At 66.0% G+C, this 24,127-nt stretch carries 25 protein-coding genes; 15 read left to right on the top strand and 10 right to left on the bottom strand.

Features of this window, described 5'->3' with window-relative positions; all coding sequences use genetic code 11:
- Positions 1–46 precede the first annotated feature (46 nt).
- Positions 47–1,021 carry a KpsF/GutQ family sugar-phosphate isomerase gene (locus G7Z99_RS05795; protein WP_219854083.1) on the bottom strand — a complete coding sequence of 325 codons (975 nt, stop codon included), beginning with the start codon at positions 1,019–1,021 and terminating at the stop codon, positions 47–49.
- Between the two features lie 240 nt (positions 1,022–1,261).
- On the opposite strand from G7Z99_RS05795, the gene G7Z99_RS05790 reads away from it, so the two are divergent.
- The 12 genes from G7Z99_RS05790 to G7Z99_RS05735 all read left to right on the top strand — a co-directional run bounded on the left by G7Z99_RS05790 (position 1,262) and on the right by G7Z99_RS05735 (position 10,883).
- Positions 1,262–2,071: an ATP-binding cassette domain-containing protein gene (locus G7Z99_RS05790; RefSeq protein ID WP_181092628.1), complete on the top strand. Its 810-nt coding sequence runs from the start codon at positions 1,262–1,264 to the stop codon at positions 2,069–2,071.
- Positions 2,071–2,868, top strand: coding sequence for a lipid asymmetry maintenance ABC transporter permease subunit MlaE (mlaE, locus tag G7Z99_RS05785; RefSeq protein ID WP_181092627.1), 798 nt, complete (start codon positions 2,071–2,073; stop codon positions 2,866–2,868). The genes G7Z99_RS05790 and mlaE overlap by 1 nt, the downstream gene beginning before the upstream one ends.
- Positions 2,868–3,335, top strand: coding sequence for an outer membrane lipid asymmetry maintenance protein MlaD (gene mlaD, locus G7Z99_RS05780; RefSeq protein WP_181092626.1), 468 nt, complete (start codon positions 2,868–2,870; stop codon positions 3,333–3,335). Before mlaE ends, mlaD begins: the two co-directional genes overlap by 1 nt.
- 9 nt (positions 3,336–3,344) lie before the next feature.
- A complete protein-coding gene (locus G7Z99_RS05775; RefSeq protein WP_181092625.1) occupies positions 3,345–3,998 on the top strand; it encodes an MlaC/ttg2D family ABC transporter substrate-binding protein in 654 nt (217 codons plus the stop codon).
- Positions 3,995–4,297 (top strand): STAS domain-containing protein, encoded by a 303-nt coding sequence (locus tag G7Z99_RS05770; RefSeq protein WP_181092624.1) that lies wholly within the window; start codon positions 3,995–3,997, stop codon positions 4,295–4,297. Before G7Z99_RS05775 ends, G7Z99_RS05770 begins: the two co-directional genes overlap by 4 nt.
- A gap of 117 nt (positions 4,298–4,414) precedes the next feature.
- Entirely contained in the window at positions 4,415–4,654 is a 240-nt protein-coding gene (locus tag G7Z99_RS05765; protein WP_060394833.1) for a BolA family protein, read from the top strand.
- A gap of 23 nt (positions 4,655–4,677) precedes the next feature.
- Positions 4,678–5,943, top strand: coding sequence for a UDP-N-acetylglucosamine 1-carboxyvinyltransferase (gene murA / locus G7Z99_RS05760; protein WP_181092623.1), 1,266 nt, complete (start codon positions 4,678–4,680; stop codon positions 5,941–5,943).
- A gap of 81 nt (positions 5,944–6,024) precedes the next feature.
- On the top strand, positions 6,025–6,660 hold the full coding sequence (gene hisG, locus G7Z99_RS05755) for an ATP phosphoribosyltransferase (protein WP_181092622.1): 636 nt from the start codon (positions 6,025–6,027) through the stop codon (positions 6,658–6,660).
- Between the two features lie 125 nt (positions 6,661–6,785).
- Positions 6,786–8,111 (top strand): histidinol dehydrogenase, encoded by a 1,326-nt coding sequence (hisD, locus tag G7Z99_RS05750; RefSeq protein WP_181092621.1) that lies wholly within the window; start codon positions 6,786–6,788, stop codon positions 8,109–8,111.
- A gap of 2 nt (positions 8,112–8,113) precedes the next feature.
- A complete protein-coding gene (hisC, locus tag G7Z99_RS05745) occupies positions 8,114–9,160 on the top strand; it encodes a histidinol-phosphate transaminase (protein ID WP_181092620.1) in 1,047 nt (348 codons plus the stop codon).
- Positions 9,161–9,259: 99 nt separating this feature from the next.
- A complete protein-coding gene (locus G7Z99_RS05740; RefSeq protein ID WP_258196967.1) occupies positions 9,260–10,528 on the top strand; it encodes a CynX/NimT family MFS transporter in 1,269 nt (422 codons plus the stop codon).
- Positions 10,529–10,577: 49 nt separating this feature from the next.
- Positions 10,578–10,883, top strand: a complete 306-nt coding sequence (locus G7Z99_RS05735) for a GIY-YIG nuclease family protein (RefSeq protein WP_181092689.1) — start codon at positions 10,578–10,580, stop codon at positions 10,881–10,883.
- A 147-nt stretch (positions 10,884–11,030) separates the two neighbouring features.
- Here G7Z99_RS05735 and yejK read toward each other — a convergent pair whose 3' ends face one another.
- Positions 11,031–12,038 carry a nucleoid-associated protein YejK gene (gene yejK, locus G7Z99_RS05730; RefSeq protein WP_181092619.1) on the bottom strand — a complete coding sequence of 336 codons (1,008 nt, stop codon included), beginning with the start codon at positions 12,036–12,038 and terminating at the stop codon, positions 11,031–11,033.
- A 379-nt stretch (positions 12,039–12,417) separates the two neighbouring features.
- Here yejK and G7Z99_RS05725 point away from each other — a divergent pair, with 379 nt between their 5' ends.
- Complete coding sequence (locus tag G7Z99_RS05725) at positions 12,418–12,699, top strand: HU family DNA-binding protein (protein ID WP_181092618.1); 282 nt, start codon at positions 12,418–12,420, stop codon at positions 12,697–12,699.
- A 51-nt stretch (positions 12,700–12,750) separates the two neighbouring features.
- Here G7Z99_RS05725 and rlmF read toward each other — a convergent pair whose 3' ends face one another.
- From rlmF to G7Z99_RS05700, 5 genes are all read right to left on the bottom strand, one after another.
- Positions 12,751–13,707, bottom strand: a complete 957-nt coding sequence (rlmF, locus tag G7Z99_RS05720) for a 23S rRNA (adenine(1618)-N(6))-methyltransferase RlmF (protein WP_258196966.1) — start codon at positions 13,705–13,707, stop codon at positions 12,751–12,753.
- Positions 13,708–13,808: 101 nt separating this feature from the next.
- A complete protein-coding gene (locus tag G7Z99_RS05715; protein ID WP_181092616.1) occupies positions 13,809–16,655 on the bottom strand; it encodes a valine--tRNA ligase in 2,847 nt (948 codons plus the stop codon).
- Between the two features lie 188 nt (positions 16,656–16,843).
- The gene (locus tag G7Z99_RS05710) at positions 16,844–17,215 is read right to left on the bottom strand and encodes a DNA polymerase III subunit chi (protein ID WP_181092615.1); all 372 of its coding nucleotides are present in this window, start codon (positions 17,213–17,215) and stop codon (positions 16,844–16,846) included.
- A 5-nt stretch (positions 17,216–17,220) separates the two neighbouring features.
- A complete protein-coding gene (locus tag G7Z99_RS05705; RefSeq protein WP_181092614.1) occupies positions 17,221–17,649 on the bottom strand; it encodes a DNA polymerase III subunit chi in 429 nt (142 codons plus the stop codon).
- Positions 17,650–17,695: 46 nt separating this feature from the next.
- Positions 17,696–19,189, bottom strand: coding sequence for a leucyl aminopeptidase (locus G7Z99_RS05700; RefSeq protein WP_181092613.1), 1,494 nt, complete (start codon positions 19,187–19,189; stop codon positions 17,696–17,698).
- Positions 19,190–19,475: 286 nt separating this feature from the next.
- Here G7Z99_RS05700 and lptF point away from each other — a divergent pair, with 286 nt between their 5' ends.
- Positions 19,476–20,588 (top strand): LPS export ABC transporter permease LptF, encoded by a 1,113-nt coding sequence (gene lptF, locus G7Z99_RS05695; RefSeq protein ID WP_181092612.1) that lies wholly within the window; start codon positions 19,476–19,478, stop codon positions 20,586–20,588.
- Entirely contained in the window at positions 20,585–21,646 is a 1,062-nt protein-coding gene (gene lptG / locus G7Z99_RS05690; RefSeq protein ID WP_181092611.1) for an LPS export ABC transporter permease LptG, read from the top strand. The genes lptF and lptG overlap by 4 nt, the downstream gene beginning before the upstream one ends.
- Positions 21,647–21,877: 231 nt before the next feature.
- Here the strand turns inward: lptG and G7Z99_RS05685 are convergent, their stop codons facing one another.
- The 3 genes from G7Z99_RS05685 to gcvT form a co-directional block, all read right to left on the bottom strand.
- Complete coding sequence (locus tag G7Z99_RS05685; RefSeq protein WP_181092610.1) at positions 21,878–22,366, bottom strand: RDD family protein; 489 nt, start codon at positions 22,364–22,366, stop codon at positions 21,878–21,880.
- Positions 22,367–22,451: 85 nt separating this feature from the next.
- The gene (locus tag G7Z99_RS05680) at positions 22,452–22,664 is read right to left on the bottom strand and encodes a cold-shock protein (protein ID WP_181092609.1); all 213 of its coding nucleotides are present in this window, start codon (positions 22,662–22,664) and stop codon (positions 22,452–22,454) included.
- Between the two features lie 335 nt (positions 22,665–22,999).
- Complete coding sequence (gene gcvT, locus G7Z99_RS05675) at positions 23,000–24,124, bottom strand: glycine cleavage system aminomethyltransferase GcvT (RefSeq protein WP_181092608.1); 1,125 nt, start codon at positions 24,122–24,124, stop codon at positions 23,000–23,002.
- Positions 24,125–24,127 lie beyond the last annotated feature (3 nt).

Raw genomic sequence — 24,127 nt, 5'->3', positions numbered from 1 at the left:
GACGTGTGACAGGCGCGCCCGCCACATTGCTCGGCGACCGTGTGCATCAAAGCACCCCGGCGCGCAGCAGATCGTGCATGTTGAGCGCGCCGATCGGACGGTCGGCAGCGTCCACCACGGCCAGCGCGTTGATCTTGAAGTCCTCCATGATCTTCAGGGCTTCGGCCGCCAGCATGTCGGCGCGCACGGTCTTGCCATGGACCGTCATGACGTCGTCGATGCGCGCGTGGCGCATGTCGAGGTCATGGTCCAGGCTGCGGCGCAGGTCGCCGTCGGTGAAGATGCCGGCCAGGTGCCCTTCGTCGTCCACGACCACGGTCATGCCCAGGCCCTTGCGCGACATCTCCAGCAGGGCATCCTTCAGCGCAGTGGCGCGACGTACGCAGGGCAGGGCGTCACCGGCATGCATGATGTCCTCGACCTTGAGCAGCAGCCGTCGACCCAGGGCGCCGCCAGGATGCGAGAAGGCGAAGTCCTCGGCGGTGAAGCCACGCGCTTCGAGCAGGGCGATGGCCAGGGCATCGCCCAGGGCCAGCGCGCTGGTGGTGGAGGAGGTCGGCGCCAGGTTCAGCGGGCAGGCCTCCTGGACCACGCTGACGTCGAGGTTGACGTTGGCCGCACGCGCCAGGGTCGAGTCCGGATTGCCGGTGAGGGCGATCAGACGGATGCCCAGGCGCTTGATCAGCGGCAGCAGCGTGACGATCTCGGCGGTGGTGCCGGAGTTCGACAGGGCCAGGATCACGTCGTCCCGGGTGATCATGCCCATGTCGCCGTGACTGGCCTCGGCCGGGTGCACGAAGAAGGCCGGCGTACCGGTGCTGGCCAGGGTTGCGGCGATCTTGTTGCCGACATGGCCGGACTTGCCCATGCCGAGCACCACGACCCGGCCACGGCTGCCCAGGATGAGCTGGCAGGCCTGCACGAACGTGTCGTCGATACGGGCCAGCAGATCGCCAATGGCGTCGCGTTCCAACTGCAGGGTGCGCTGGGCGGAAAGGATCAGCTCGCGGGTTGGGCTCATGTCGATTGAGGCATATCTGATTTGGAGCTGTCGATTATACCGGGTATGGGCGAAAGCCTCACCCTGTGATTGCGTTGCCGTGCGCGCCGAGGTGCGCAAACCCCTGTCCCAGGTGCCCGCGCCTTTGGCCGGGCCCATGCCCGATGGTATAGTCCGCCGCTGTCTGGACGGCCCAAGGTGTGTGCCTTCACTGTGAAGGTGGGCGTCCAACTGACGAAAGTCGCATCGCAAGGAGTCTAGATGAGTGTGCACAGCGACTACGCGGTCGAGTTGAAGGGCGTCTCCTTCAAGCGCGGTTCGCGCAGCATTTTCAAGGATGTGGATATCCGCATCCCGCGTGGCAAGGTCACGGGCATCATGGGGCCCTCCGGGTGCGGCAAGACGACCCTCTTGCGGCTGATGGGCGCGCAGTTGCGTCCGGCCGGCGGCGAGGTGTGGGTCAACGGTCAGAACCTGCCGGCCCTGTCGCGTGCCGACCTGTTCGATGCGCGCAAGCAGATGGGCGTGCTGTTCCAGAGCGGCGCGCTGTTCACCGACCTGGATGTGTTCGAGAACGTCGCGTTCCCGCTGCGCGTGCACACCGACCTGCCTGAAGAGATGATTCGCGACATCGTGCTGATGAAGCTGCAGGCCGTCGGCCTGCGTGGCGCCATCGAGCTGATGCCCGACGAGCTGTCCGGGGGCATGAAGCGCCGCGTGGCCCTGGCCCGGGCGATCGCCCTGGATCCGCAGATCCTGATGTACGACGAACCGTTCGTGGGCCAGGACCCGATCGCCATGGGCGTGCTGGTGCGGCTGATCCGGCTGCTCAACGACGCCCTGGGGATCACCAGCATCGTGGTCTCCCATGACCTGGCCGAAACCGCCAGCATCGCCGACTACCTCTACGTCGTCGGCGATGGTCAGGTGCTGGGCCAGGGCACCCCCGAGGAGCTGATGGGGTCGGACAACCCGCGCATTCGCCAGTTCATGAAGGGCGACCCTGACGGCCCCGTGCCATTTCATTTCCCCGCGCCCGATTACCGCGCCGATTTGTTGGGAGCGCGTTGATGCGCAGAAGATCCTTGCTTGAGCGCGTCCGTCTGTTCGGCCGCGCGGCCATCGACATCGTCGCGGTGCTGGGCCGTTCCTGCCTGTTCCTGATGCATGCCCTGGTCGGGCGTGGCGGTATCGGCGGTGGTTTCCAGCTGCTGGTCAGGCAGCTGTATTCGGTCGGCGTGCTGTCGCTGGCGATCATCGCGGTGTCCGGTGTGTTCATCGGCATGGTGCTGTCGCTGCAGGGCTACAGCATCCTGACCAAGTACGGCTCCGAGCAGGCGGTCGGGCAGATGATCGCCCTGACCCTGCTGCGCGAGCTGGGACCGGTGGTCACCGCCCTGCTGTTCGCCGGGCGCGCTGGTTCGGCGCTGACCGCCGAGATCGGCAACATGAAATCCACCGAGCAGCTCTCGAGCCTGGAGATGATCGGTGTCGACCCGCTCAAGTACATCGTCGCGCCGCGGCTGTGGGCCGGCTTCATCTCCCTGCCGCTGTTGGCGCTGATCTTCAGCGTGGTCGGGATCTGGGGCGGCTCGTGGGTCGCCGTGGACTGGCTGGGAGTCTATGAGGGTTCCTTCTGGTCCAACATGCAGAACAGCGTTTCCTTCACCGACGATGTCCTCAACGGCCTGGTCAAGAGTCTGGTGTTCGCCTTCGTCGTCACCTGGATCGCCGTGTTCCAGGGCTACGACTGCGAGCCGACCTCGGAAGGGATCAGTCGCGCCACCACCAGAACCGTGGTCTATGCCTCTTTGGCAGTCCTGGGCCTGGACTTCATTCTGACCGCCTTGATGTTTGGAGATTTCTGATGCAAAACCGCACCCTGGAAATCGGTGTCGGCCTGTTCCTTCTGGCTGGGATCCTGGCCCTGCTGCTGCTGGCGCTGCGTGTCAGCGGCCTCTCGGCAAGCCCGACCACCGAGACCTACAAGGTCTATGCCTACTTCGACAACATCGCCGGCCTCACCGTGCGCGCCAAGGTCACCATGGCCGGGGTGACCATCGGCAAGGTCACCGCGATCGACCTGGACCGCGACAGCTACACCGGCCGGGTCACCCTGCAGCTGGACAGCGACGTCGACAACCTGCCGACCGACTCCACGGCGTCGATCCTCACCGCCGGCCTGCTCGGCGAGAAATACATCGGCATCAGCGTCGGTGGTGAAGAGGACGTGCTCAAGGAAGGCGGAACCATTCACGACACGCAGTCGTCACTGGTGCTGGAAGACCTGATCGGCAAGTTCCTGCTCAATTCCGTTGGCAAAGAAGCTAAATAAGGAGTTTTCATGATTTCGATCCTGCGACGTGGCCTGCTGGTGTTGCTGGCGGCTCTCCCGATGCTGGCCAACGCCGCCCCCGGGCAATCGGCCCATGAAGTGATCCAGGGCACCACCGACGCCTTGTTGACCGACCTGAAGAACAACCGCGACCGTTACCGCAACGACCGCGAGGCGTTCTACCAGTCGCTCAACCGCATCCTGGGCCCGGTGGTCGACGCCGACGGCATCTCCCGCAGCATCATGACCGTCAAGTATTCGCGCAAGGCGACCCCGGCGCAGATGCAGCGCTTCCAGGAAAACTTCAAGCGCAGCCTGCTGCAGTTCTACGGCAACGCCTTGCTGGACTACGACAACCAGGGCATCAAGCTCGACCCGGCCAAGGCCGAGGACGGCAAGCGCACCAGCGTCGGCATGAAGGTCAGCGGCAACAACGGTGCGGTGTACCCGGTCTCCTACACCCTGGAGAAGCTCGGCAACGAGTGGAAGGTGCGCAACGTGATCGTCAACGGCATCAACATCGGCAAGCTGTTCCGTGACCAGTTCTCCGACGCCATGCAGCGCAACGGCAACGATCTGGACAAGACCATCGACGGCTGGGCCGGCGAAGTGGCCAAGGCCAAGCAGACTGCCGACAGCTCTCCCGAGAAGGCGGTGCAATGAGTGATGCCAGCATCGGCATGCCACAGCCGGGCACCCTGTGCCTGGCAGGCATCCTGGACTACCGCAGCGGTCCCTCGCTGCGCAAGCAGGGCAAGGCGCTGATCGCGGCCTGTCGTGAACCGCGCCTGGTCCTGGACTGCTCGGCGGTCCGGCGCTCCAGCAGCGTCGGCCTGTCGTTGCTGCTGGCGTTCATGCGCGATGCGCAGGCGGCCGGCAAGACCTGCGAGCTGCGCGACATGCCCGCCGACATGCGAGAAATCGCCGATGTCTACGACCTGGACGATGTGCTGACGCGCTGAGACGCGCCGGCCTTCGACGCCCCTCGGTCAGCGTGCTCGTTCATGGGCTTCGCAGGCGGGGGGCTTTTTTGTATGATGACCGACCCCGCGCGCACAGAGCGCCGATTGAGGTTGAGCATGCACGCCGTAGACGTTAAGAAGTTCCTTGAAGAAAAACTGCCAGGCGCCCGGGTCGAAGTCGAGGGCGAAGGCTGCAACTTCCAGCTGAACGTGATCAGCGACGAATTGGCTGGCCAAAGCCCGGTCAAGCGTCAGCAGGCGATCTACGCCCACCTGAATCCCTGGATCGCTGACGGCAGCATCCATGCGGTAACCATGAAATTCTTCAGCAGCGCAGCCTGGGCTGAGCGCACCTGAGCCAACTTGGCGGCGAGATTCCAATGGACAAACTGATTATCACTGGCGGCGCGCGTCTCGACGGCGAGATCCGCATTTCCGGGGCGAAGAACGCCGCCCTGCCGATTCTGGCCGCGACCCTGCTGGCCGATGGCCCGGTCACGGTCGGCAACCTGCCGCACCTGCACGACATCACCACCATGATCGAGCTGTTCGGGCGCATGGGCATCGAGCCTGTGATCGACGAGAAGCTCGCGGTCGAGATCGACCCGCGCACCATCAAGACCCTGGTGGCCCCGTACGAGCTGGTCAAGACCATGCGCGCCTCGATCCTGGTGCTCGGCCCGATGGTCGCCCGCTTCGGCAAGGCCGAGGTCGCCCTGCCAGGCGGTTGCGCGATCGGTTCGCGTCCGGTCGACCTGCACATCCGCGGCCTCGAGGCCATGGGTGCGCAGATCGAGGTCGAAGGCGGTTACATCAAGGCCCAGGCGCCCGAGGGCGGCCTGCGTGGCGCGCACTTCTTCTTCGACACCGTCAGCGTGACCGGTACCGAGAACATCATGATGGCCGCGGCCCTGGCCAAGGGCCGCAGCGTCCTGCAGAACGCCGCCCGTGAACCGGAAGTGGTCGACCTGGCCAACTTCATCAACGCCATGGGCGGCAACGTCCAGGGCGCCGGTACCGACACCATCACCATCGACGGTGTCGAGCGCCTGCACTCGGCCCATTACCGCGTCATGCCCGACCGTATCGAGACCGGCACCTACCTGGTCGCTGCCGCCATTACCGGCGGGCGCGTGAAGGTCAAGGACACCGATCCGACCATCCTCGAGGCGGTCCTGGAGAAGCTCCGGGAAGCCGGCGCCGACGTCACCACGGGCGAAGACTGGATCTCGCTGGACATGCACGGGCGCCGGGCCAAGGCCGTCAACCTGCGCACCGCGCCGTACCCGGCGTTCCCCACCGACATGCAGGCGCAGTTCATCTCGCTCAACGCCGTGGCCGAAGGCACCGGTGCGGTGATCGAGACGATCTTCGAGAACCGCTTCATGCACGTGTACGAGATGCACCGCATGGGCGCGCAGATCCAGGTCGAAGGCAACACCGCCATCGTCACCGGCGTCGACACGCTCAAGGGCGCACCCGTCATGGCCACCGACCTGCGTGCGTCGGCCAGCCTGGTGCTGTCGGCCCTGGTCGCCGAGGGCGACACCCTGATCGACCGCATCTACCACATCGACCGTGGCTACGAGTGCATCGAGGAAAAACTGCAGATGCTGGGCGCCAAGATCCGTCGCGTTCCGGGCTGAACCCGAGCGGCGTGCGCCAGCCGTCACCCCTCCGGTCGGGCCAGACCCGGCCGGTCAGAACTGCTGAAGGATTCACGTTCCATGTTGACCATTGCGCTATCCAAGGGCCGTATTCTCGATGACACCCTGCCGCTGCTGGCCGATGCCGGCATCGTGCCCACCGAGAACCCGGACAAGAGCCGCAAGCTGATCATCCCGACCACTCAGGATGACGTGCGCTTGCTCATCGTGCGGGCCACCGACGTGCCGACCTACGTCGAGCATGGCGCGGCCGACCTCGGCGTGGCCGGCAAAGACGTGCTGATGGAATACGGCGGCCAGGGCCTGTACGAGCCGCTCGACCTGCAGATCGCTCAGTGCAAGCTGATGACCGCAGGCGCCGTCGGTGCACCCGAACCTGCCGGTCGCCTGCGCGTGGCCACCAAGTTCGTCAACGTCGCCAAGCGCTACTACGCCGAGCAGGGCCGCCAGGTCGACATCATCAAGCTGTACGGCTCGATGGAACTGGCCCCGCTGATCGGCCTGGCTGACAAGATCATCGACGTGGTCGACACGGGCAACACCTTGCGCGCCAACGGCCTGGAGCCCCAGGAGCTGATCGCCCACGTCAGCTCGCGCCTGGTGGTGAACAAGGCGTCGATGAAGATGCAGCACGCGCGCATCCAGCGCCTGATCGACACCCTGCGCCACGCCGTGCAATCGCGACACCGCGGCTGATTCCCGTGCGCGACGTCCGCCGTCGCGCCCGTCCTTCCGCGTCACAGCCTTCTTCTCGGGTGCCCGCGCGGATCGATCGGTAGCCCTGGGCGCCTGAGCATTCGCCAATCATCGAGGCCCTCGTCATGACTCTGCCCACTGCAATTGCTCGTCTCAATGCCGCTGATCCGGAGTTCGCCCGACATCTGGATCGTCTGCTGAGCTGGGAGAGCGTGTCCGACGATGCGGTCAATCAGCGCGTGCTGGACATCATCAAGGCCGTGCGTGAGCGCGGCGACGCGGCACTGGTGGAGTTCACCCAGCGCTTCGATGGCGTCCAGGCCACCACCATCGACGACCTGATCCTCGACCGCGCGCGCCTGGAACTGGCGCTGACGCGGATCACGCCGGCGCAGCGTCAGGCACTGGAAACCGCCGCCGATCGCGTTCGTCGCTACCACGAGCGGCAGAAGCAGGACTCCTGGCAGTACACCGAAGCCGATGGCACCGTGCTGGGGCAGAAGGTCACCCCGCTGGACCGCGCCGGGTTGTACGTGCCCGGTGGCAAGGCGTCCTATCCGTCGTCGGTGCTGATGAACGCGCTGCCGGCCAAGGTGGCCGGCGTGGCCGAGGTGGTCATGGTGGTGCCGACCCCCCGTGGCGAGATCAACGAGCTGGTCCTGGCCGCCGCCTGCATCGCCGGCGTCGACCGGGTCTTCACGATCGGCGGCGCCCAGGCGGTCGCGGCCCTGGCCTACGGGACCGAGAGCGTGCCGCAGGTGGACAAGGTCGTCGGCCCCGGCAACATCTATGTCGCCACCGCCAAGCGCCACGTGTTCGGCCAGGTGGGCATCGACATGATCGCCGGGCCGTCGGAGATCCTCGTGGTCTGCGATGGGCAGACCGATCCGGACTGGATCGCCATGGACCTGTTCTCCCAGGCCGAGCACGACGAAGACGCGCAAGCCATCCTGGTCAGCCCGGATGCCGACTTCCTGGATCGCGTCGCCGCCAGCATCGACAAGCTCATGCCGACCCTGGAGCGCGCCGAGATCATCGAGAAGTCGATCAACGGCCGTGGTGCGCTGATCCAGGTGCGCGACATGCAACAGGCCATCGAAGTGGCCAATCGCATCGCGCCGGAGCACCTCGAGCTGTCGGTCGCCGACCCGCAGGCCTGGTTGCCGCAGATCCGCCATGCCGGTGCGATCTTCATGGGCCGCCACACCAGCGAGGCGCTGGGCGACTACTGCGCCGGGCCGAACCATGTGCTGCCCACCTCGGGCACCGCGCGCTTCTCCTCGCCCCTGGGCGTGTACGACTTCCAGAAGCGCTCGTCGATCATCTTCTGCTCCGAGGCCGGCGCCTCCGAGCTGGGCCAGACCGCCTCGGTGCTGGCCCGTGGCGAATCGCTGACGGCCCACGCCCGCAGCGCCGAATACCGCATCCGCGACACGCGGCAGGGAGAGTGAGCATGAGTCGATTCTGGAGCCCGTTCGTCAAGGACCTGGTGCCCTACGTGCCGGGTGAGCAACCCAAGCTGGCACGGCTGGTCAAGCTCAACACCAACGAGAACCCTTACGGCCCTTCGCCGAAGGCCCTGGAGGCGATGCGTGGCGAGCTGGGGGAGGGCCTGCGCCTGTACCCCGACCCGAACAGCGACGTACTCAGGCAGGCCGTGGCCGATCACTACGGCATCGCCCCGAACCAGGTGTTCCTCGGCAATGGCTCGGACGAGGTGCTGGCGCACATCTTCCATGGGCTGTTCCAGCATGAAGGGCCGTTGCTGTTCCCGGACATCAGCTACAGCTTCTACCCGGTCTACTGCGGGCTGTACGGCATTCCCTTCACGCCGGTGGCGCTGGATGAGCAGTTCCGCATCCGCATCGAAGACTATCGCACGCCCAATGCCGGCATCATCTTCCCCAACCCCAATGCACCGACGGGCGTCCTGTTGCCGCTGGAGGCCATCGAGCAATTGCTGCAGCACAACCGCGACTCGGTGGTGGTGGTGGACGAGGCCTACATCGATTTCGGTGGCCAGACCGCGATCAGCCTGATCGACCGCTACGACAACCTGCTGGTGACCCAGACCCTGTCCAAGTCGCGCTCGCTGGCGGGGTTGCGGGTCGGCCTGGCGGTCGGGCACCCGGACCTGATCGAGGCGCTGGAGCGGATCAAAAACAGCTTCAACTCTTATCCGCTCGACCGCCTGGCGATCGTCGGGGCAGCGGCAGCGTTCGAGGACCGTGCGTATTTCGAGCAGACCTGTGGCCAGGTGATCGAGAGCCGCGAGGCGCTGGTGCAGGCCCTGGTCGAGCGTGGTTTCGAAGTGCTGCCGTCGGCGGCGAACTTCATCTTCGCCCGCCATCCGCAGCAGGATGCGGCCGCGCTGGCTGCCCACCTGCGTGGCCAGGGGGTGATCGTGCGTCACTTCAAGCAGACGCGAATCGCCCAGTACCTGCGCATCACCATCGGCACGCCCGAGCAGAACCAGGCCCTGCTGAACGCGCTGGACTGATCGCGGGTCGAACCGTGATCCCTGACGCCGGGGCCGCAATGCGGCCCCGGCGCTTTTCAGGCCGCCGCCTCGGCGTGCCTCGACAGACCGTGAGCTTCGATGACCATGAAAGACCCGAACCCCGCCACGCCGCACCCGGTCGACACCCTGCTGATCGACGCCGAAGACGACTCGCTCCAGGCCGCGCCCGCGCCTGCGATGAAGCCATGGCTTCTGTTGCTGGGCCTGGTGCTGGTGGCGCTGAACTTGCGCCCGGCGTTGTCGAGCCTGGCGCCCATGCTCGGTCAGGTGTCCGACAGCCTGGGGCTCAACGCGTCCCAGGCCGGGCTGCTGACGACCCTGCCGGTGCTCTGCCTGGGCCTGTTCGCGCCGTTGGCGCCCGTGCTGGCCCGCCGGTTCGGTGCCGAACGCGTGGTGCTGGGGATCTTGCTGGTGCTGGCCGGTGGCATCCTGCTGCGCAGCAGCCTGGGAACCGTGGGCGTGTTTCTCGGCAGCCTGTTGGCGGGCGCCAGCATTGGCATCATCGGCGTGCTGCTGCCTGGTATCGTCAAGCGCGACTTCCCCCAGCAGGCCGGTACCATGACCGGCGTCTACACCATGGCCCTGTGCCTGGGCGCGGCGTTGGCGGCCGGTGCCACAGTGCCCATCAGCCAGCGCTTCGGCAACAGTTGGGAAATCGGCCTGGGCTGCTGGGCCATTCCGGCCGTACTGGCGATGCTGGTATGGATGCCCCAGGCCCGACAGGGCCATGGTGCTCACCGGGCGGTGTACCGTGTGCGTGGCCTGTGGCGTGACCGGCTGGCCTGGCAGGTCACCCTGTACATGGGCATGCAGTCGTCGCTGGCGTACATCGTCTTCGGCTGGTTGCCGTCGATCCTCATCGGCCGTGGGCTGACGCCGACCGAGGCCGGGCTGGTGCTGTCCGGCTCGGTGGTGACGCAACTGGTCAGTTCCTTGAGCCTGCCGTGGCTGGCCTCACGCAGCAAGGACCAGCGGCTGATCATCGTCGTGGCGATGTCGACCACCTTGCTGGGTCTGTTCGGCTGCCTGTATGCGCCGCTGCAAGGGCTGTGGGGCTGGGCCATCCTGTTGGGGCTGGGGCAGGGCGGCACCTTCGCACTGGCCCTGACCCTGATCGTGCTGCGCTCCAGGGACGCACACGTGGCGGCCAACCTGTCGAGCATGGCGCAGGGCGTCGGCTACACGCTGGCCTCCATGGGGCCGTTCGCAGTGGGTGTGCTGCATGACCTGACCGGTGGCTGGACGGTCCTGGGCTGGGTCTTCGCCACCTTGGGGATCGGTGCGCTGTTGTTCGGCCTGAAGGCAGGGCGTGCGTTGCACGTGCAGGTCACCAGCGAGCGGGTCTGAAACGGTGTCACAGGTGAAACCCGAAGCCGGTCACGCATCCACGCAGGCGCTGGGCGTACAGGCCGTCCAGGCCACTGCGGCTGGCAAGCCGTGGTATGTCTACCTGGTGCGGGCGGCCAATGGCTCGCTGTATTGCGGCATCAGCGACGACCCGCAGCGGCGCTTCCTGGCCCATTGCAAAGGGCAGGGCGCACGCTATTTCAAGACCAGCCCGGCCCAGGCGCTGGTGTACGTCGAGCGCTGGCCGGACAAATCCGAGGCCTTGCGGCAGGAGCGGCTGGTGAAGAAGCTGCGCAAGTCGGCCAAGGAGGCGCTGGTGCGTTCTTATGCGAGTGAAATCGAGCGGGCTGGCTGAACGGCCATTGTGCTACAGGTGAAAGGACGTCCAGCCCGCGACAGCGTCCGATCCGTCACCGCCTGCATCGCGGGCAAGCCCGCTCCCACACAGGTCTGAGCTGCTCGCCGCTGCGGTCTCCTTCCGCCCAGGCACATCTGTCCGGTGTCAGTCCTTGCGCCGCTTCAGCTGATCCACCAGCTGCGTCGGCAACCCCTTGATCACCAGGGTACCGGCCTCTTCGTCGTATTCGATCTTCGAGCCCAGCAGGTGCGACTCGAAGCTGATCGACAACCCTTCGGCACGCCCGGTGAAGCGCTTGAACTGGTTCAGGGTGCGCTTGTCCGCCGGGATCTCTGGCGAGAGGCCGTAGTCCTGGTTGCGGATGTGCTCGAAGAACGCCTTGGGCCGGTCTTCGTCGATCAGGCTGGACAGCTCCTCCAGCGTCACCGGCTCGCCGCGCTTGGTCTGGCTGGTGGCGTAGTCCACCAACGTCTGGGTCTTCTCCCGGGCGGTTTCTTCGGGCAGGTCCTCCTGCTCGACGAAGTCGCTGAAGGCCTTGAGCAGGGTGCGGGTTTCGCCGGGGCCATCGACGCCTTCCTGGCAGCCGATGAAGTCCCGGAAATACTCCGAGACCTTCTTGCCGTTGCGACCCTTGATGAAGGAGATGTACTGCTTGGACTGAGGGTTGTTCTGCCACTCGGACAGGTTGATGCGCGCCGCCAGGTGCAATTGCCCCAGGTCCAGGTGGCGCGACGGGGTCACGTCGAGCGTGTCGCTGACGGCCACGCCGTCGCTGTGATGCAGCAGGGCGATGGCCAGGTACTCGGTCATGCCTTGCTGGTAGTGGGCGAACAGCACATGACCGCCAGTGGAGAGGTTGGACTCTTCCATGAGCGCCTGCAGGTGCTCCACGGCTTGCTTGCTGAAGGCGGTGAAGTCCTGCTGCCCTTCCAGGTACTGTTTCAGCCAGCCACTGAAGGGGTAGGCACCGGACTCGCCATGGAACAGACCCCACGCCTTGCCTTGCTTGGCGTTGTAGCTGTCGTTCAGGTCGGCCAGCAGGTGTTCGATGGCGTCGGACTCGGTCAGCTCCGAATCGCGTGCGTGCAGCACGGCCGGACTGCCGTCGGGCTTCTTGTCGATCAGGTGGACGATGCAGTGACGAATGGGCATGGAGATCTCGGCTGGGTTGAGCGCGGCAAAGGGCCCAGTTTACCGCACCCGACGCCGGTCTCGGCAGGGCGATGGTCGGGCGTTGGGGAGTTGTTCGTTTTTTGTACGAAATGCGGATTTTTTGCCCGCAAACCCCCGAAAAACCTGCACAAAAGCGCTGCGTCTGCGGATATTTGTGCGCTGCTGTGGTAGCTTTGGCCGGTCGTGCGTCCTTCGGGTAGCGCATTGCTGGCAGCGTGCTCGCATGAGGTCGAACCAAACGCGGGTTTGCGTATCTACATACGCGAACGACGCGGTACGCCGGGGCCTGAGGGGCCTGGCTCGATGACCCATGTAGAACGTTGCATAACCTCTGAATTGATAGGGAAGGAACACCACCATGGCATTGACCAAAGACCAACTGATTGCCGACATCGCCGAAGCGATCGATGCGCCGAAGACCACCGCGCGCAACGCTCTGGAGCAACTGGGCCAGATCGTCGCTGATCAGCTGGAAAACGGCGCCGAGATCACCCTGCCTGGCATCGGCAAGCTGAAAGTTTCCGAGCGTCCTGCCCGTACCGGCCGCAACCCTTCGACTGGCGCTGCCATCGAAATCGCTGCCAAGAAAGTCGTCAAGTTCGTGCCGGCCAAGAGCCTGACCGACGCCGTCAACAAGTAATTGTCGACGCGTGACTGAAAGCCGCGCCCGGTGTCCCCCGGCGCGGCTTTTTCATGCCTGCGGTTTGTCCGAGCGATGCGCCTGCCAGGCGCGACGTCGGGCATCGTCCTGAAAGCTCCAGGCCACCACGCGACTCTGCTTCTGCCCCTGGCCCATCTCGATCACCCGCCGTGCCGCTACGCCGGCCTTGTTCAGCGCCGCCTCGATGCCAGGCAGGTTGCTGGCCTTGGACACCAGGCTGGAGAACCACAGCACCTGCTGGCCCACGGCCACGCTTTCGCCGATCAGCTGGGTGACGAAGCGGATCTCTCCCCCCTCGCACCACAACTCGTTGTTCTGACCGCCGAAATTCAGGACCGGCAAGGCACGCTTGGGGTCCTGCTTGCCGAGGTTCTTCCATTTGCGCTGGCTGCCCCGTGTCGCTTCCTCCCGTGACGCATGGAAGGGCGGGTTGCACAGGGTCAGGTCCAGGCGCTCCTCGGGCTTGAGCAGCCCCAGCAGGATATGGCGGCGCTCGGTCTGCTGGCGAAGCTCGATGAACCTGCCCAGCCCGTTGGCCTGAACGATGGTCGCCGCTGCAGCCAGCGCGACCGGGTCGATGTCCGAGCCGACGAAGCGCCAGCGGTAGTCGGCATTGCCCAGCAGCGGGTAGATGCAGTTGGCACCGACCCCGACGTCCAGGGCACGCACCTGGGCGCCACGTGGGATCTGGCCGCCGTTGTCCTCGGCGAGCAGGTCGGCCAGCACGTGCACGTAGTCGGCGCGACCGGGAATCGGCGGGCAGAGGTAGTCCGCCGGAATGTCCCAGTGCTGGATGCCGTACTGCGCCTTGAGCAGTGCGCGGTTGAAGACCCGCACCGCCTCGGGGTTGGCGAAGTCGATGCTCGGGTTGCCGTACGGGTTGACCAGGGTGAAGCGGGCCAGGTCCGGGTGCGCCGCGATGAGGCTGGGGAAGTCGTATCGGCCGGTGTGGCGATTGCGGGGATGGAGGGTCGGTTTCTGGGTCAAGGGAGGGTCCTGAAGAAGCATGGCCTGCCGGAGGCGGAGCGGATACGACGAAGGGGCTGCCAGGCAGCCCCTCCAGTCAGATCGTGTTGCGTATCGTCACTTTACAAAGCAGCGATCCGGGCGTGCTGCTCGGTGAAGTTCGCCAGCGCCTGCTCGGCTTCCGCCAGCTTGGCACGCTCCTTGTCGATCACCGCCGGCGGTGCCTTGTCGACGAAGGCGGCGTTGGACAGCTTGCCGCCCACGCGCTGCACTTCGCCTTGCAGACGCTGGATCTCCTTGTTCAGGCGAGCCAGCTCGGCATCCTTGTCGATCAGCCCGGCCATCGGCACCAGCACCTGCAGGTCGCCGACCAGGGCCGTGGCCGACAGTGGCGCCTCGTCCTGCTCGCCCAGCACCGTGAAGGACTCGACCTTGGCCAGCTTCTTGAGCAGTGCTTCGTTCTCCTGCAGGCGACGCTGGTCTTCGGCACTGGCGTTCTTCAGGAACAGCGGCAGCGGCTTGCCCGGGCCGATGTTCATTTCGGCGCGGATGTTGCGCAGGCCGACCATCAGCTCCTTGAGCCATTCGATGTCGCCTTCGGCGGCGCTGTCGATGCGGCTGTCGTTGGCCACCGGCCACGGCTGCAGCATCAGCGTCTTGCCCTGCACACCGGCCAGCGGCGCGATGCGCTGCCAGATCTCTTCGGTGATGAACGGCATGAACGGGTGCGCCAGGCGCAGCGCCACTTCCAGGACCCGTACCAGGGTGCGACGGGTGCCGCGGGCACGCTCGACCGGTGCGTGCTCGTCCCACAGCACCGGCTTGGACAGCTCCAGGTACCAGTCGCAGTACTGGTTCCAGATGAACTCGTAGAGCGCCTGGCTGGCCAGGTCGAAGCGGAACTGCTCGAGCTGGCGGGTGACTTCGGCCTCGGTGCGCTGCAGCTGCGAGATGATCCAGCGGTCGGCCAGCGACAGTTCGACCGGTTCGCCGTTCTGGCCGCAGTCCTCGCCCTTGTCCAGCACGTAGCGGGCGGCGTTCCAGATCTTGTTGCAGAAGTTGCGGTAGCCTTCGACGCGGCCCATGTCGAACTTGATGTCACGACCGGTGGAGGCCAGCGAGCAGAAGGTGAAGCGCAGGGCGTCGGTGCCGTAGCTGGCGATGCCCTCGGGGAACTCGGCCTTGGTCTGCTTGGCGATCTTGTCGGCCAGCTTGGGCTGCATCAGGCCGCTGGTGCGCTTCTCGAGCAGCGCGTCGAGGGTGATGCCGTCGACGATGTCCAGCGGGTCCAGGACGTTGCCCTTGGACTTGGACATCTTCTGGCCCTGGCCATCGCGCACCAGGCCGTGGACGTACACCGTCTTGAACGGCACCTGCGGCGTGCCGTCCTCGTTCTTCACCAGGTGCAGGGTCAGCATGATCATGCGCGCGACCCAGAAGAAGATGATGTCGAAGCCGGTTACCAGCACGTCGGTGGAGTGGAATTTCTTCAGGAACTCGGTCTGCTCGGGCCAGCCAAGCGTCGAGAAGGTCCACAGACCGGAGCTGAACCAGGTGTCGAGCACGTCGTCGTCCTGGCGCAGCGCGACGTCGTCGCCCAGGCCGTGACGCGCGCGGACGTCCTGTTCGCTACGGCCGACATAGACCTGACCGGCCTCGTCGTACCAGGCCGGGATGCGGTGGCCCCACCACAGCTGGCGGCTGATGCACCAGTCCTGGATGTCGCGCATCCAGGAGAAGTACATGTTCTCGTACTGCTTGGGCACGAACTGGATCTGCCCGTTCTCGACGGCAGCGATGGCCGGTTCGGCCAGCGGCTTGGTCGACACGTACCATTGGTCGGTCAGCCACGGCTCGATGACGGTGCCGGAGCGGTCGCCCTTGGGCACCTTCAGGGCATGGTCGTCGATGCTGACCAGAAGGCCGGCGGCGTCGAGGTCGGCGACGATCTGCTTGCGCGCGGCGAAGCGGTCCAGGCCGGCGTACTGGGCGGGCAGGGTGGTGTCGAAGGCTTCGTTGAGCGAGCCGTCGAGGTTGAACGCCTGGGCACTGGCCAGCACCGTGGCGTTCTTGTCGAAGATGTTCAGCAGTGGCAGGGCGTGGCGCTTGCCGACTTCGTAGTCGTTGAAGTCGTGGGCCGGGGTGATCTTGACGCAACCGGTCCCGAACTCAGGGTCGCAGTAGTCGTCGGCGATGATCGGGATGCGGCGGCCGACCAGCGGCAGCACGACGAACTGGCCGATCAGGGCCTGGTAGCGCTCGTCGTTGGGGTTGACCGCGACGGCGGCATCGCCCAGCAGGGTTTCCGGGCGCGTGGTGGCGACCACCAGGTGGTCCTGGCCGTCGGCCGTGGTGGCGCCATCGGCCAGCGGGTAGCGCAGGTTCCACAGGTGGCCCTTCTCGTCGTGGTTTTCCACTTCGAGGTCGGAGATGGCGGTGTGCAGCTTGGTGTCCCAGTTGACCAGGCGCTTGCCGCGGTAGATCAGGCCGTCTTCATGCAGGCGCACGAAGGCTTCCTTGACCGCTTCGGACAGGCCGTCGTCCATGGTGAAGCGCTCACGGCTCCAGTCCACCGAGGAGCCCAGGCGACGGATCTGCCGGCTGATGTTGCCACCGGACTCGGCCTTCCATTCCCAGATCTTGTCCAGGAACTGCTCGCGCCCCAGGTCATGACGGTTCTGGCCCTTGGCCTCGAGCTGACGCTCGACCAGCATCTGGGTCGCGATGCCGGCATGGTCGGTACCTGGCTGCCACAGCGTGTCGCGGCCCTGCATGCGGCGGAAACGGATCAGGGCGTCCATGATCGCGTTGTTGAAGCCGTGGCCCATGTGCAGGCTGCCGGTGACGTTCGGCGGCGGGATCATGATGGTGTAGGGCTCGCCTGCACCTTGTGGGGCGAAGTAGTTTTCCGACTCCCAAGTGTTGTACCAGGAAGTTTCGATGGCGTGCGGCTGGTAGGTCTTATCCATGCGCGGCGGGACCCTATGGCATTTGTCCGGGAAAAGCCGAGCAGTATAGCCGAGGGGGGTGGGGCAGGCCACAGGCGGCAAGCGGCAAGCGGTCAGCTACGAGCGGACGATAGCGCGATGAGTCATGGATGTGCAGGGCGTCGCAGGACGTCGAGGCGGGGCTGACGTGCTGATGTGCAGCGTGCAGCTCACTCGGTCCGCTTGAGCAGGCGCTCCAGGCGCGCATCGAGGCGGCGCTTGATTTCGGTTTCGATGTGAGGGGTGAAGTCGTTGATCACGTCCTGCATGATCTGCTGAGCCGCGGCGCGCAGGTCGGCGTCCAGGTGCAACAGGGTGTCCTGGCGGCGGGCCTGGGCCGTGTCGGCCGGGGACGTGGCACTGGCAGGAACGAGGTCAGTGACGACGGGGTCGGCGGCCACGGCGATGGGTGCGGGCACGGCGTGCTCGACGGTCTCGGTCAGCAAGGGTGGCTGGAGGTCGTGGTCGCCGAGCAGTTGGCGAATCGATTCCAGGTCATCCAGCAGGTGCGTGGAGCGGGGCAGGTGCGCAGGCTTGTCCATCGGCGTCAGAGTCGTTGTAGGCGGTGGTTGTGCAGAGCATAGCCCTGTTCACGGTAGAAACGGAACCGTTCTCGCGCCGCCTCGCGACTGCCTGGCTCTTCGACGACGATCTCGGCGATGCGCTCGAACTGGCCGACGAAGGCCGGCACCTCGGCGCCCAGGTTGATCAGCAGCCCGGCACGCGGTCCGATCTGGGCACCAAGGCCCAGCACCACCGGGCCGTCGGCGTTCTCCTCGGCCCGATCATGGGGCACGAAGGCCTCGCCCTTGAACTGCCAGAGTTGCTGGTCCAGGGCGTCGCGCTGCTCGGCGTCCTGACAGTGCAGATAGACCGGGTGGCCGAGCCGCCAGGCCTTCTCGCAGAGCTTGCAGGCGAACGCCAGCCGCGCCGCCAGGGCGGGGGTGGGCAGGATGTAGAAGTCGACTTGGCTCATGGGAATACGGCAGGCCGACACCCGGTGAGGGTGTCGGCCCTGGGCCTCAGGCCTCGATGCGGTCGAGCAGGTACTGGGTCAGCAGGGGCACGGGGCGACCGCTGGCGCCCTTGTCCTTGCCGCCGCTGATCCAGGCGGTGCCGGCGATGTCCAGGTGCGCCCAGGCATAGGTCTTGGCGAAGCGCGACAGGAAGCAGCCCGCCGTGATGGAGCCGGCCTTGGGGCCGCCGATGTTGGCGATGTCGGCGAACGGGCTGTCCAGCTGTTCCTGGTATTCGTCGAACAGCGGCAGCTGCCAGGCGCGGTCGTCGGCGCGCTTGCCGGCGGACAGCAATTGCTCGACCAGCGCGTCGTCGTTGCCCATCAGGCCCGACACGTGGCTGCCCAGGGCCACGATGCAGGCGCCGGTCAGCGTGGCGATGTCGATCACCGCACGCGGCTTGAAGCGCTCGGCGTAGGTCAGGGTGTCGCACAGCACCAGGCGGCCTTCGGCATCGGTGTTGAGGACCTCGACGGTCTGGCCACTCATGGTGGTGACGATGTCGCCCGGGCGGGTGGCGCCGCCGCTGGGCATGTTCTCGGCACAGGCCAGCAGGCACACCAGGTTGATCGGCAGCTCCAGCTCCAGGACCGCACGCAGGGTGCCGAAGACGCTGGCGGCGCCGCCCATGTCGTACTTCATTTCGTCCATGCCGGCGCCCGGCTTGAGGCTGATGCCGCCGGTGTCGAAGGTGATGCCCTTGCCCACCAGCACGAAGGGCTGCTCGGACTTCTTCGCGCCCTGGTAGTTGAGCACGATCAGGCGCGGCGGCTGGTCGCTGCCCTGGCCGACGGCGTAGAAGGCGCCCATGCCCAGGTCCTTGATCTTCTTCTCGTCGAGGACCTCGACCTTGAGCTTCTTGTGGGCCTTGCCCAGGTCCTTGGCCTGCTCGGCGAGGAAGCTGGGGTGGCAAATGTTCGGCGGCAGATTGCCCAGGTCGCGGGTGTACGCCATGCCACCGGCGATGGCGCGGGCGTGGCGCACGGCACGTTCGGCGTCGTCCACGGCCACGTCGTCGACCAGCAGGGCGAGCTTCTTCAGGGCGCGCGGCTCGGCCTTGGTGAGCTTGAAGCGGTCGAACACGTACTCGCTGTCGAGCAGGGTCTCGGCCAGCAGGCGGTATTTGCCATAGTGGCCTTCGCGGCCCTCGACACGCAGGTCGTCGAAGGCCAGGGTCGCATCGCTGCCGGCCAGGTTCTTCAGGGCACCGGCCACGGCCGTGACCAGCTTGCGCCAGGCGCGATCGCCGAGTGCGTTTTCCTTGCCATGCCCCACCAGCAGCACGCGCTCGGCCTTGACCCCGGACAGGCCCTGCAGCAGCAGCGTCTGGCCCGGCTTGCCGGCCAGGTCACCGCGGGCCAGCACACGGCCGAGTTCGCCACCGCTGGCCGAATCGATGGCCTGGGCGCTGTTGCCCAGCACCTGGCCTTCGCCGATCGCCAGGACCAGGGTGGCGGTTTTCACCGATGCAGCCGCTGCGCTCTTTACAACCAGTTCCATGTCAGGATCCCCGAATGTTCGATCAGTGGGCGGCCCGTTCGAGCCCGCCCGGCGGAGCTGGCCGTGCGAAGGCAGGCCAGTCGAAAAGCTGCCAGTTTGAGCCTGCGGCAGGCGCGCTGACAACCCCGGCATGACAGGTCGCGCGTCGTGAAGTGACAGGCGCGGTCAATCACAGGATAATGCGCGCACTTCACGAGGCGGCCCGCCGCTGGCGAACCGGCCTTGGTAGCCGCTGTCTGTACCCATTGTCCGGCTGTTCGTCCCTGACAACCCAGGAGTGTCTGGTTTGATCGTCTTCCGTTATCTCTCCCGCGAGGTCCTGGTGACCTTGAGCGCCGTCAGCGCCGTGCTGCTGGTGATCATCATGAGCGGGCGCTTCATCAAGTACTTGGCCCAGGCGGCCCAGGGCGCGCTCGATCCTGGCGTGCTGTTCCTGATCATGGGCTTCCGCCTGCCCGGCTTCCTGCAACTGATCCTGCCACTGGGGCTGTTCCTTGGCATCCTGCTGGCCTATGGACGCTTGTACCTGGAAAGCGAGATGACGGTGCTGTCGGCCACCGGCATGAGCCAGCAGCGCCTGCTGGCCCTGACCATGGCCCCGGCAGCGCTGATCGCCGTGCTGGTGGCCTGGCTGAGCCTGAGCCTGGCGCCGGTCGGCGTGGCGCAGGTGCAGAAGATCATCAGCCAGCAGGATGCGCTGACCGAGTTCGACACCTTGGTGCCAGGCCGCTTCCAGACCTTGCGCGACGGCACGCGGGTGACCTATACCGAGGAGCTGTCCGATGACCGGGCCAACCTGGGCGGTGTGTTCATTTCCGAAAAGCGCCTGAACCAGGACAAGACCAAGGAACGTGGCCCTTCGGTGCTGGTCGCCGAACGTGGCCACCAGGAAGTCCGTCCTGACGGCAACCGCTACCTGATCCTGGAGAACGGCTACCGCTACGACGGCAACCCAGGCGAGGCCGACTACCGCGCCATCCAGTACGACACCTACGGCGTGCTGCTGCCCAAGCCGGAAGTCAGCGAGGAAGTCACCGAGCGCGAAGCGATCCCGACGATGCAACTGATCGGCCAGGAAGGGTTGCGCGAGCGGGCCGAGCTGCAGTGGCGCCTGTCGCTGCCGATCCTGGTGTTCATCGTGACCCTGATGGCCGTGCCGCTGTCGCGGGTCAATCCGCGCCAGGGCCGCTTCCTCAAGCTGCTGCCGGCGATCCTCCTGTACATGGCGTACCTGACGATGTTGATTTCCGTGCGTGGCGCCCTGGAGAAGGGCAAGCTGCCCATCGGCCTGGGCATGTGGTGGGTCCACGGGGTGTTCCTGCTGATCGGCCTGGCACTGTTGTACTGGGAGCCGCTCAAGCTCAAGCGTGCCGCCCGCCGTGCGGGGGTGACCCAATGACCAAGCTGGATCGCTACATCGGCACCAGCGTGCTGCTGGCCATTCTGGCGGTGCTGGGGATCATCCTCGGCCTGGCCTCGCTGTTCGCCTTCATCGACGAGATGGGCGACCTGAGCGACACCTACACCGTGTGGGAAGCCGGTTGGTACGTACTGCTCACCGCTCCGCGGCGGTTGTACGACATGCTGCCGATGGCCGCGCTGATCGGCTGCCTGATCGGCCTGGGCACGCTGGCCAGCAGCAGCGAACTGACCATCATGCGCGCCGCGGGCGTGTCGATCGGGCGAATCGTCTGGGCGGTCATGAAACCGATGCTGGTGCTGATGCTGGCCGGCCTGCTGATCGGCGAGTACGTGGCGCCGGCCACCGAGAACGCGGCGCAGGCACGTCGGTCGCTGGCCCAGGGCGCGGGCGAATCGCAGAGCTCCAAGCACGGCATGTGGCACCGCCAGGGCGAAGAGTTCGTGCACATCAACTCGGTCCAGCCCAACGGGTTGCTGCTGGGGGTGACGCGTTACCGCTTCGACGATCAGCGCAAGATCCTCAGCGCCAGCTTCGCCCGACGCGCGACCTATGCGACCGATCACTGGACGCTCAACGAGGTCAGCACGACCTGGTTCCGTGGCGATCACACCGAAGTGGTCAAGGCCGACGAAGAGCGCTGGGACGTGTCGGTCACGCCCGAGTTGCTGAACACCGTGATCCTGGCGCCGGAGTCGTTGTCCATCACCGGGCTGTGGGACTACATCCACTACCTCAGCGACCAGGGCCTGAACAACGCGCGGTACTGGCTGGCGTTCTGGACCAAGATCCTGCAGCCGGCGGTGACGGCGGCGCTGGTACTGATGGCGATTTCGTTCATCTTCGGGCCACTGCGCTCGGTGACGCTGGGGCAGCGGGTCTTCACCGGCGTGCTGGTGGGCTTCGTGTTCCGCATCGCCCAGGACCTGCTCGGGCCCTCGAGCCAGGTGTTCGGCTTCCCGCCATTGCTGGCCGTGCTGTTGCCGGCCGGTATCTGCGCCCTGGCCGGGGTCTGGCTGTTGCGCCGGGCCGGCTGAGCGGCAGTGCCCGGCAAGCGGTCTCCACGGCCGCTTGCCGGACCGTGCAGCCCTGCACCCGTGCGGCGCTGCAGGATCTATCGCGGCACAGGGGCCGCTCCTACACCCGTAGCCCCACTGCGGCGATGCAGGCCATCGCGGTCCTGTGGGAGCGGGCTTGCCCGCGATAGGGTCCTCGACGACGACCTGAACCCTCGACATTCAGCAGGCGATCGGCTCTCTCGATGCGCCTCAGGCCAGGCGCTTGGGCAACCGCACCAGTCGGCTGCCCGAACACAGGTCGTGCCAGCAGCGCCGCTGTCCGTCACGCAGCGCCCAGGCGAACCCAAGCCCGAGACATCCCCACGAGACGACCGCGACCACGAAGCGCACCGCGGCCTGGCGCAGGCTGAGGCCGCCGCCGCCTGCGTCCTGAACGCGCACCCGCCACACCTGCATCCCCAAGGTCTGTCCGCCGCGCATCCAGAACAGGGCGAAGAATCCGAACAGCACTCCCAGCAACACGACCCTCAGCCAAGGATCGCCATCCAGGGCGCCGGCCTCGCTCAACGCGCGTAGACGCGCTTCGCCCACGACGGCCATTCGCGCCAGCGTGTAGAGGCCTGAGGTCACCATCAGCAGGGCGAGGCAGAGCAGACCGTCATAGGCCATGGCTGCCAACCGCACGGCAAGCCCGGCAGGTGGAAAATCCCCAGCAGGGCGCAGAAGTGGACGGGTCATGACCGGTGCGCTCGTGCAGGACAGGCATTTCGTGAAGGCGAAAAAAACCCCCGCACCGGGCGAGGGTTCCTTCGACGCGTCGCGATCACTCGACGACTTGTACTTTGTCGGCCTGCAGGCCTTTCTGGCCTTGCGTGGCTTCGAAGGTGACCTTCTGGCCTTCTTTCAGGCTCTTGAAGCCGTTACCTTCGATGGCACGGAAGTGCACGAACAGGTCCGCGCCGGATTCTGGGGTGATGAAGCCGTAACCTTTCTCGTCGTTGAACCACTTGACGGTACCGTTCTGACGGTTAGCCATTGTCTTGTTTCCTATGAAGCTTGGATGAGATGACAGTTGCTTTCATACAGGTATGAAAGTGCACTGGGCCGGGGTGCGGAAAGTAGGACGACGAACGGGTTGTAGCAGGTTATGGCTACTGGCCCAGGTCACGAACTGTTGCGACCCACGCAAACACAGTGAGCCGACTCTACGCCAACTTCGGCGACAAATACAAGCCCTCCCAACCCCCTTGCCATGCGCCCTTCATCGACCGTCCGCGACAGCTTGGAAGCCGCATGGCGCCTGGGCTGATGCCCCATCGAGCGGGCTGCCGGCGGGTTCGAAAACGAACACGCCGAACCGCCCTGTCGTCGTCATCGACCCCGGTAGTAACGCGTCTCCACGAAGGGCATCGTGCTCGGTGTCACGGGCACGTGCTTGCCCCGTACCACCGCGAACAACGGGCGTGTCTGCGGCGGTGTCCGGGTCTCGAGGTAGGCCATGGCCACCGGCGCACTGCATGTCGGGCCGTAACCACCGCTGCAGACGGTACCTATGACACGCCCCTGGTCATCGACGATCTCGGCCCCTTCGCGCACGGGTGTCCGTTCCTGGACCAGCAGCCCCGTCCGTTTGCGCGCCACATCTTGGGTAAACTGCGCCAGCACACGGTCGGCGCCCGGGAAACCCCCGGCACGTGCGCCCCCGGTGCGACGGACCTTGGAGATCGCCCAGCCCAGCCCCGCTTCCAGCGGCGTGGTGTCGACGCTCATGTCGTGCCCATACAGGCACAGACCCGCCTCCAGACGCAGCGAATCGCGGGCGCCCAGGCCGATCGCCTCGACCTGCGGGTAGGTCAGCAGGCGCCGGGCGAGCGCCTCTGCCGCCGGGCTGGGTATCGAGATCTCGAAGCCGTCTTCACCGGTGTAGCCCGAGCGGCTGACGATGCAGTTCTCACCCAGCAGACGCACTTCGCGCACCTGCATGAACGTCATCGACGCCACCTCGGGCGCCAGGTCCGCCAGCACCTGCACGGCCGCCGGCCCTTGCAGGGCCAGCAAGGCGCGCTCCTCGAAGAGGGCGTGAATGTCGCATTGCCCTTCCAGATGGTGCTGCAGGTGCGCCAGGTCCTGCGCCTTGCAGGCGGCGTTGACCACCAGCAGCAACCGGTCCTGCCCCAGTCGGGCCACCATCAGGTCATCGAGGATGCCGCCATTGGAGTCGGTGAACAGCGCATAGCGCTGCAGGCCCTGCGGCAGGTCGATGATGTCCACGGGCACCAGGGTCTCCAGCGCCGCGGCGGCCCGCTCGCCGACCAACAGGATCTGCCCCATGTGCGACACGTCGAACAGCCCGGCCTGCGCACGGGTGTGCAGGTGTTCCTTGAGCACGCCCAGGGGGTACTGCACGGGCATCTCGTAGCCGGCGAACGGCACCAGGCGTGCGCCCAGCTCGACGTGCAGGGCATGCAGCGGGGTCGTGTGTAGTGTGTCGTTCATACT

Origin of the sequence: Pseudomonas entomophila (genome assembly GCF_013523165.1) — a bacterium.
GTDB lineage: Bacteria > Pseudomonadota > Gammaproteobacteria > Pseudomonadales > Pseudomonadaceae > Aquipseudomonas > Aquipseudomonas entomophila_A.
This window is presented reverse-complemented; position numbering and strand designations above follow the sequence as displayed.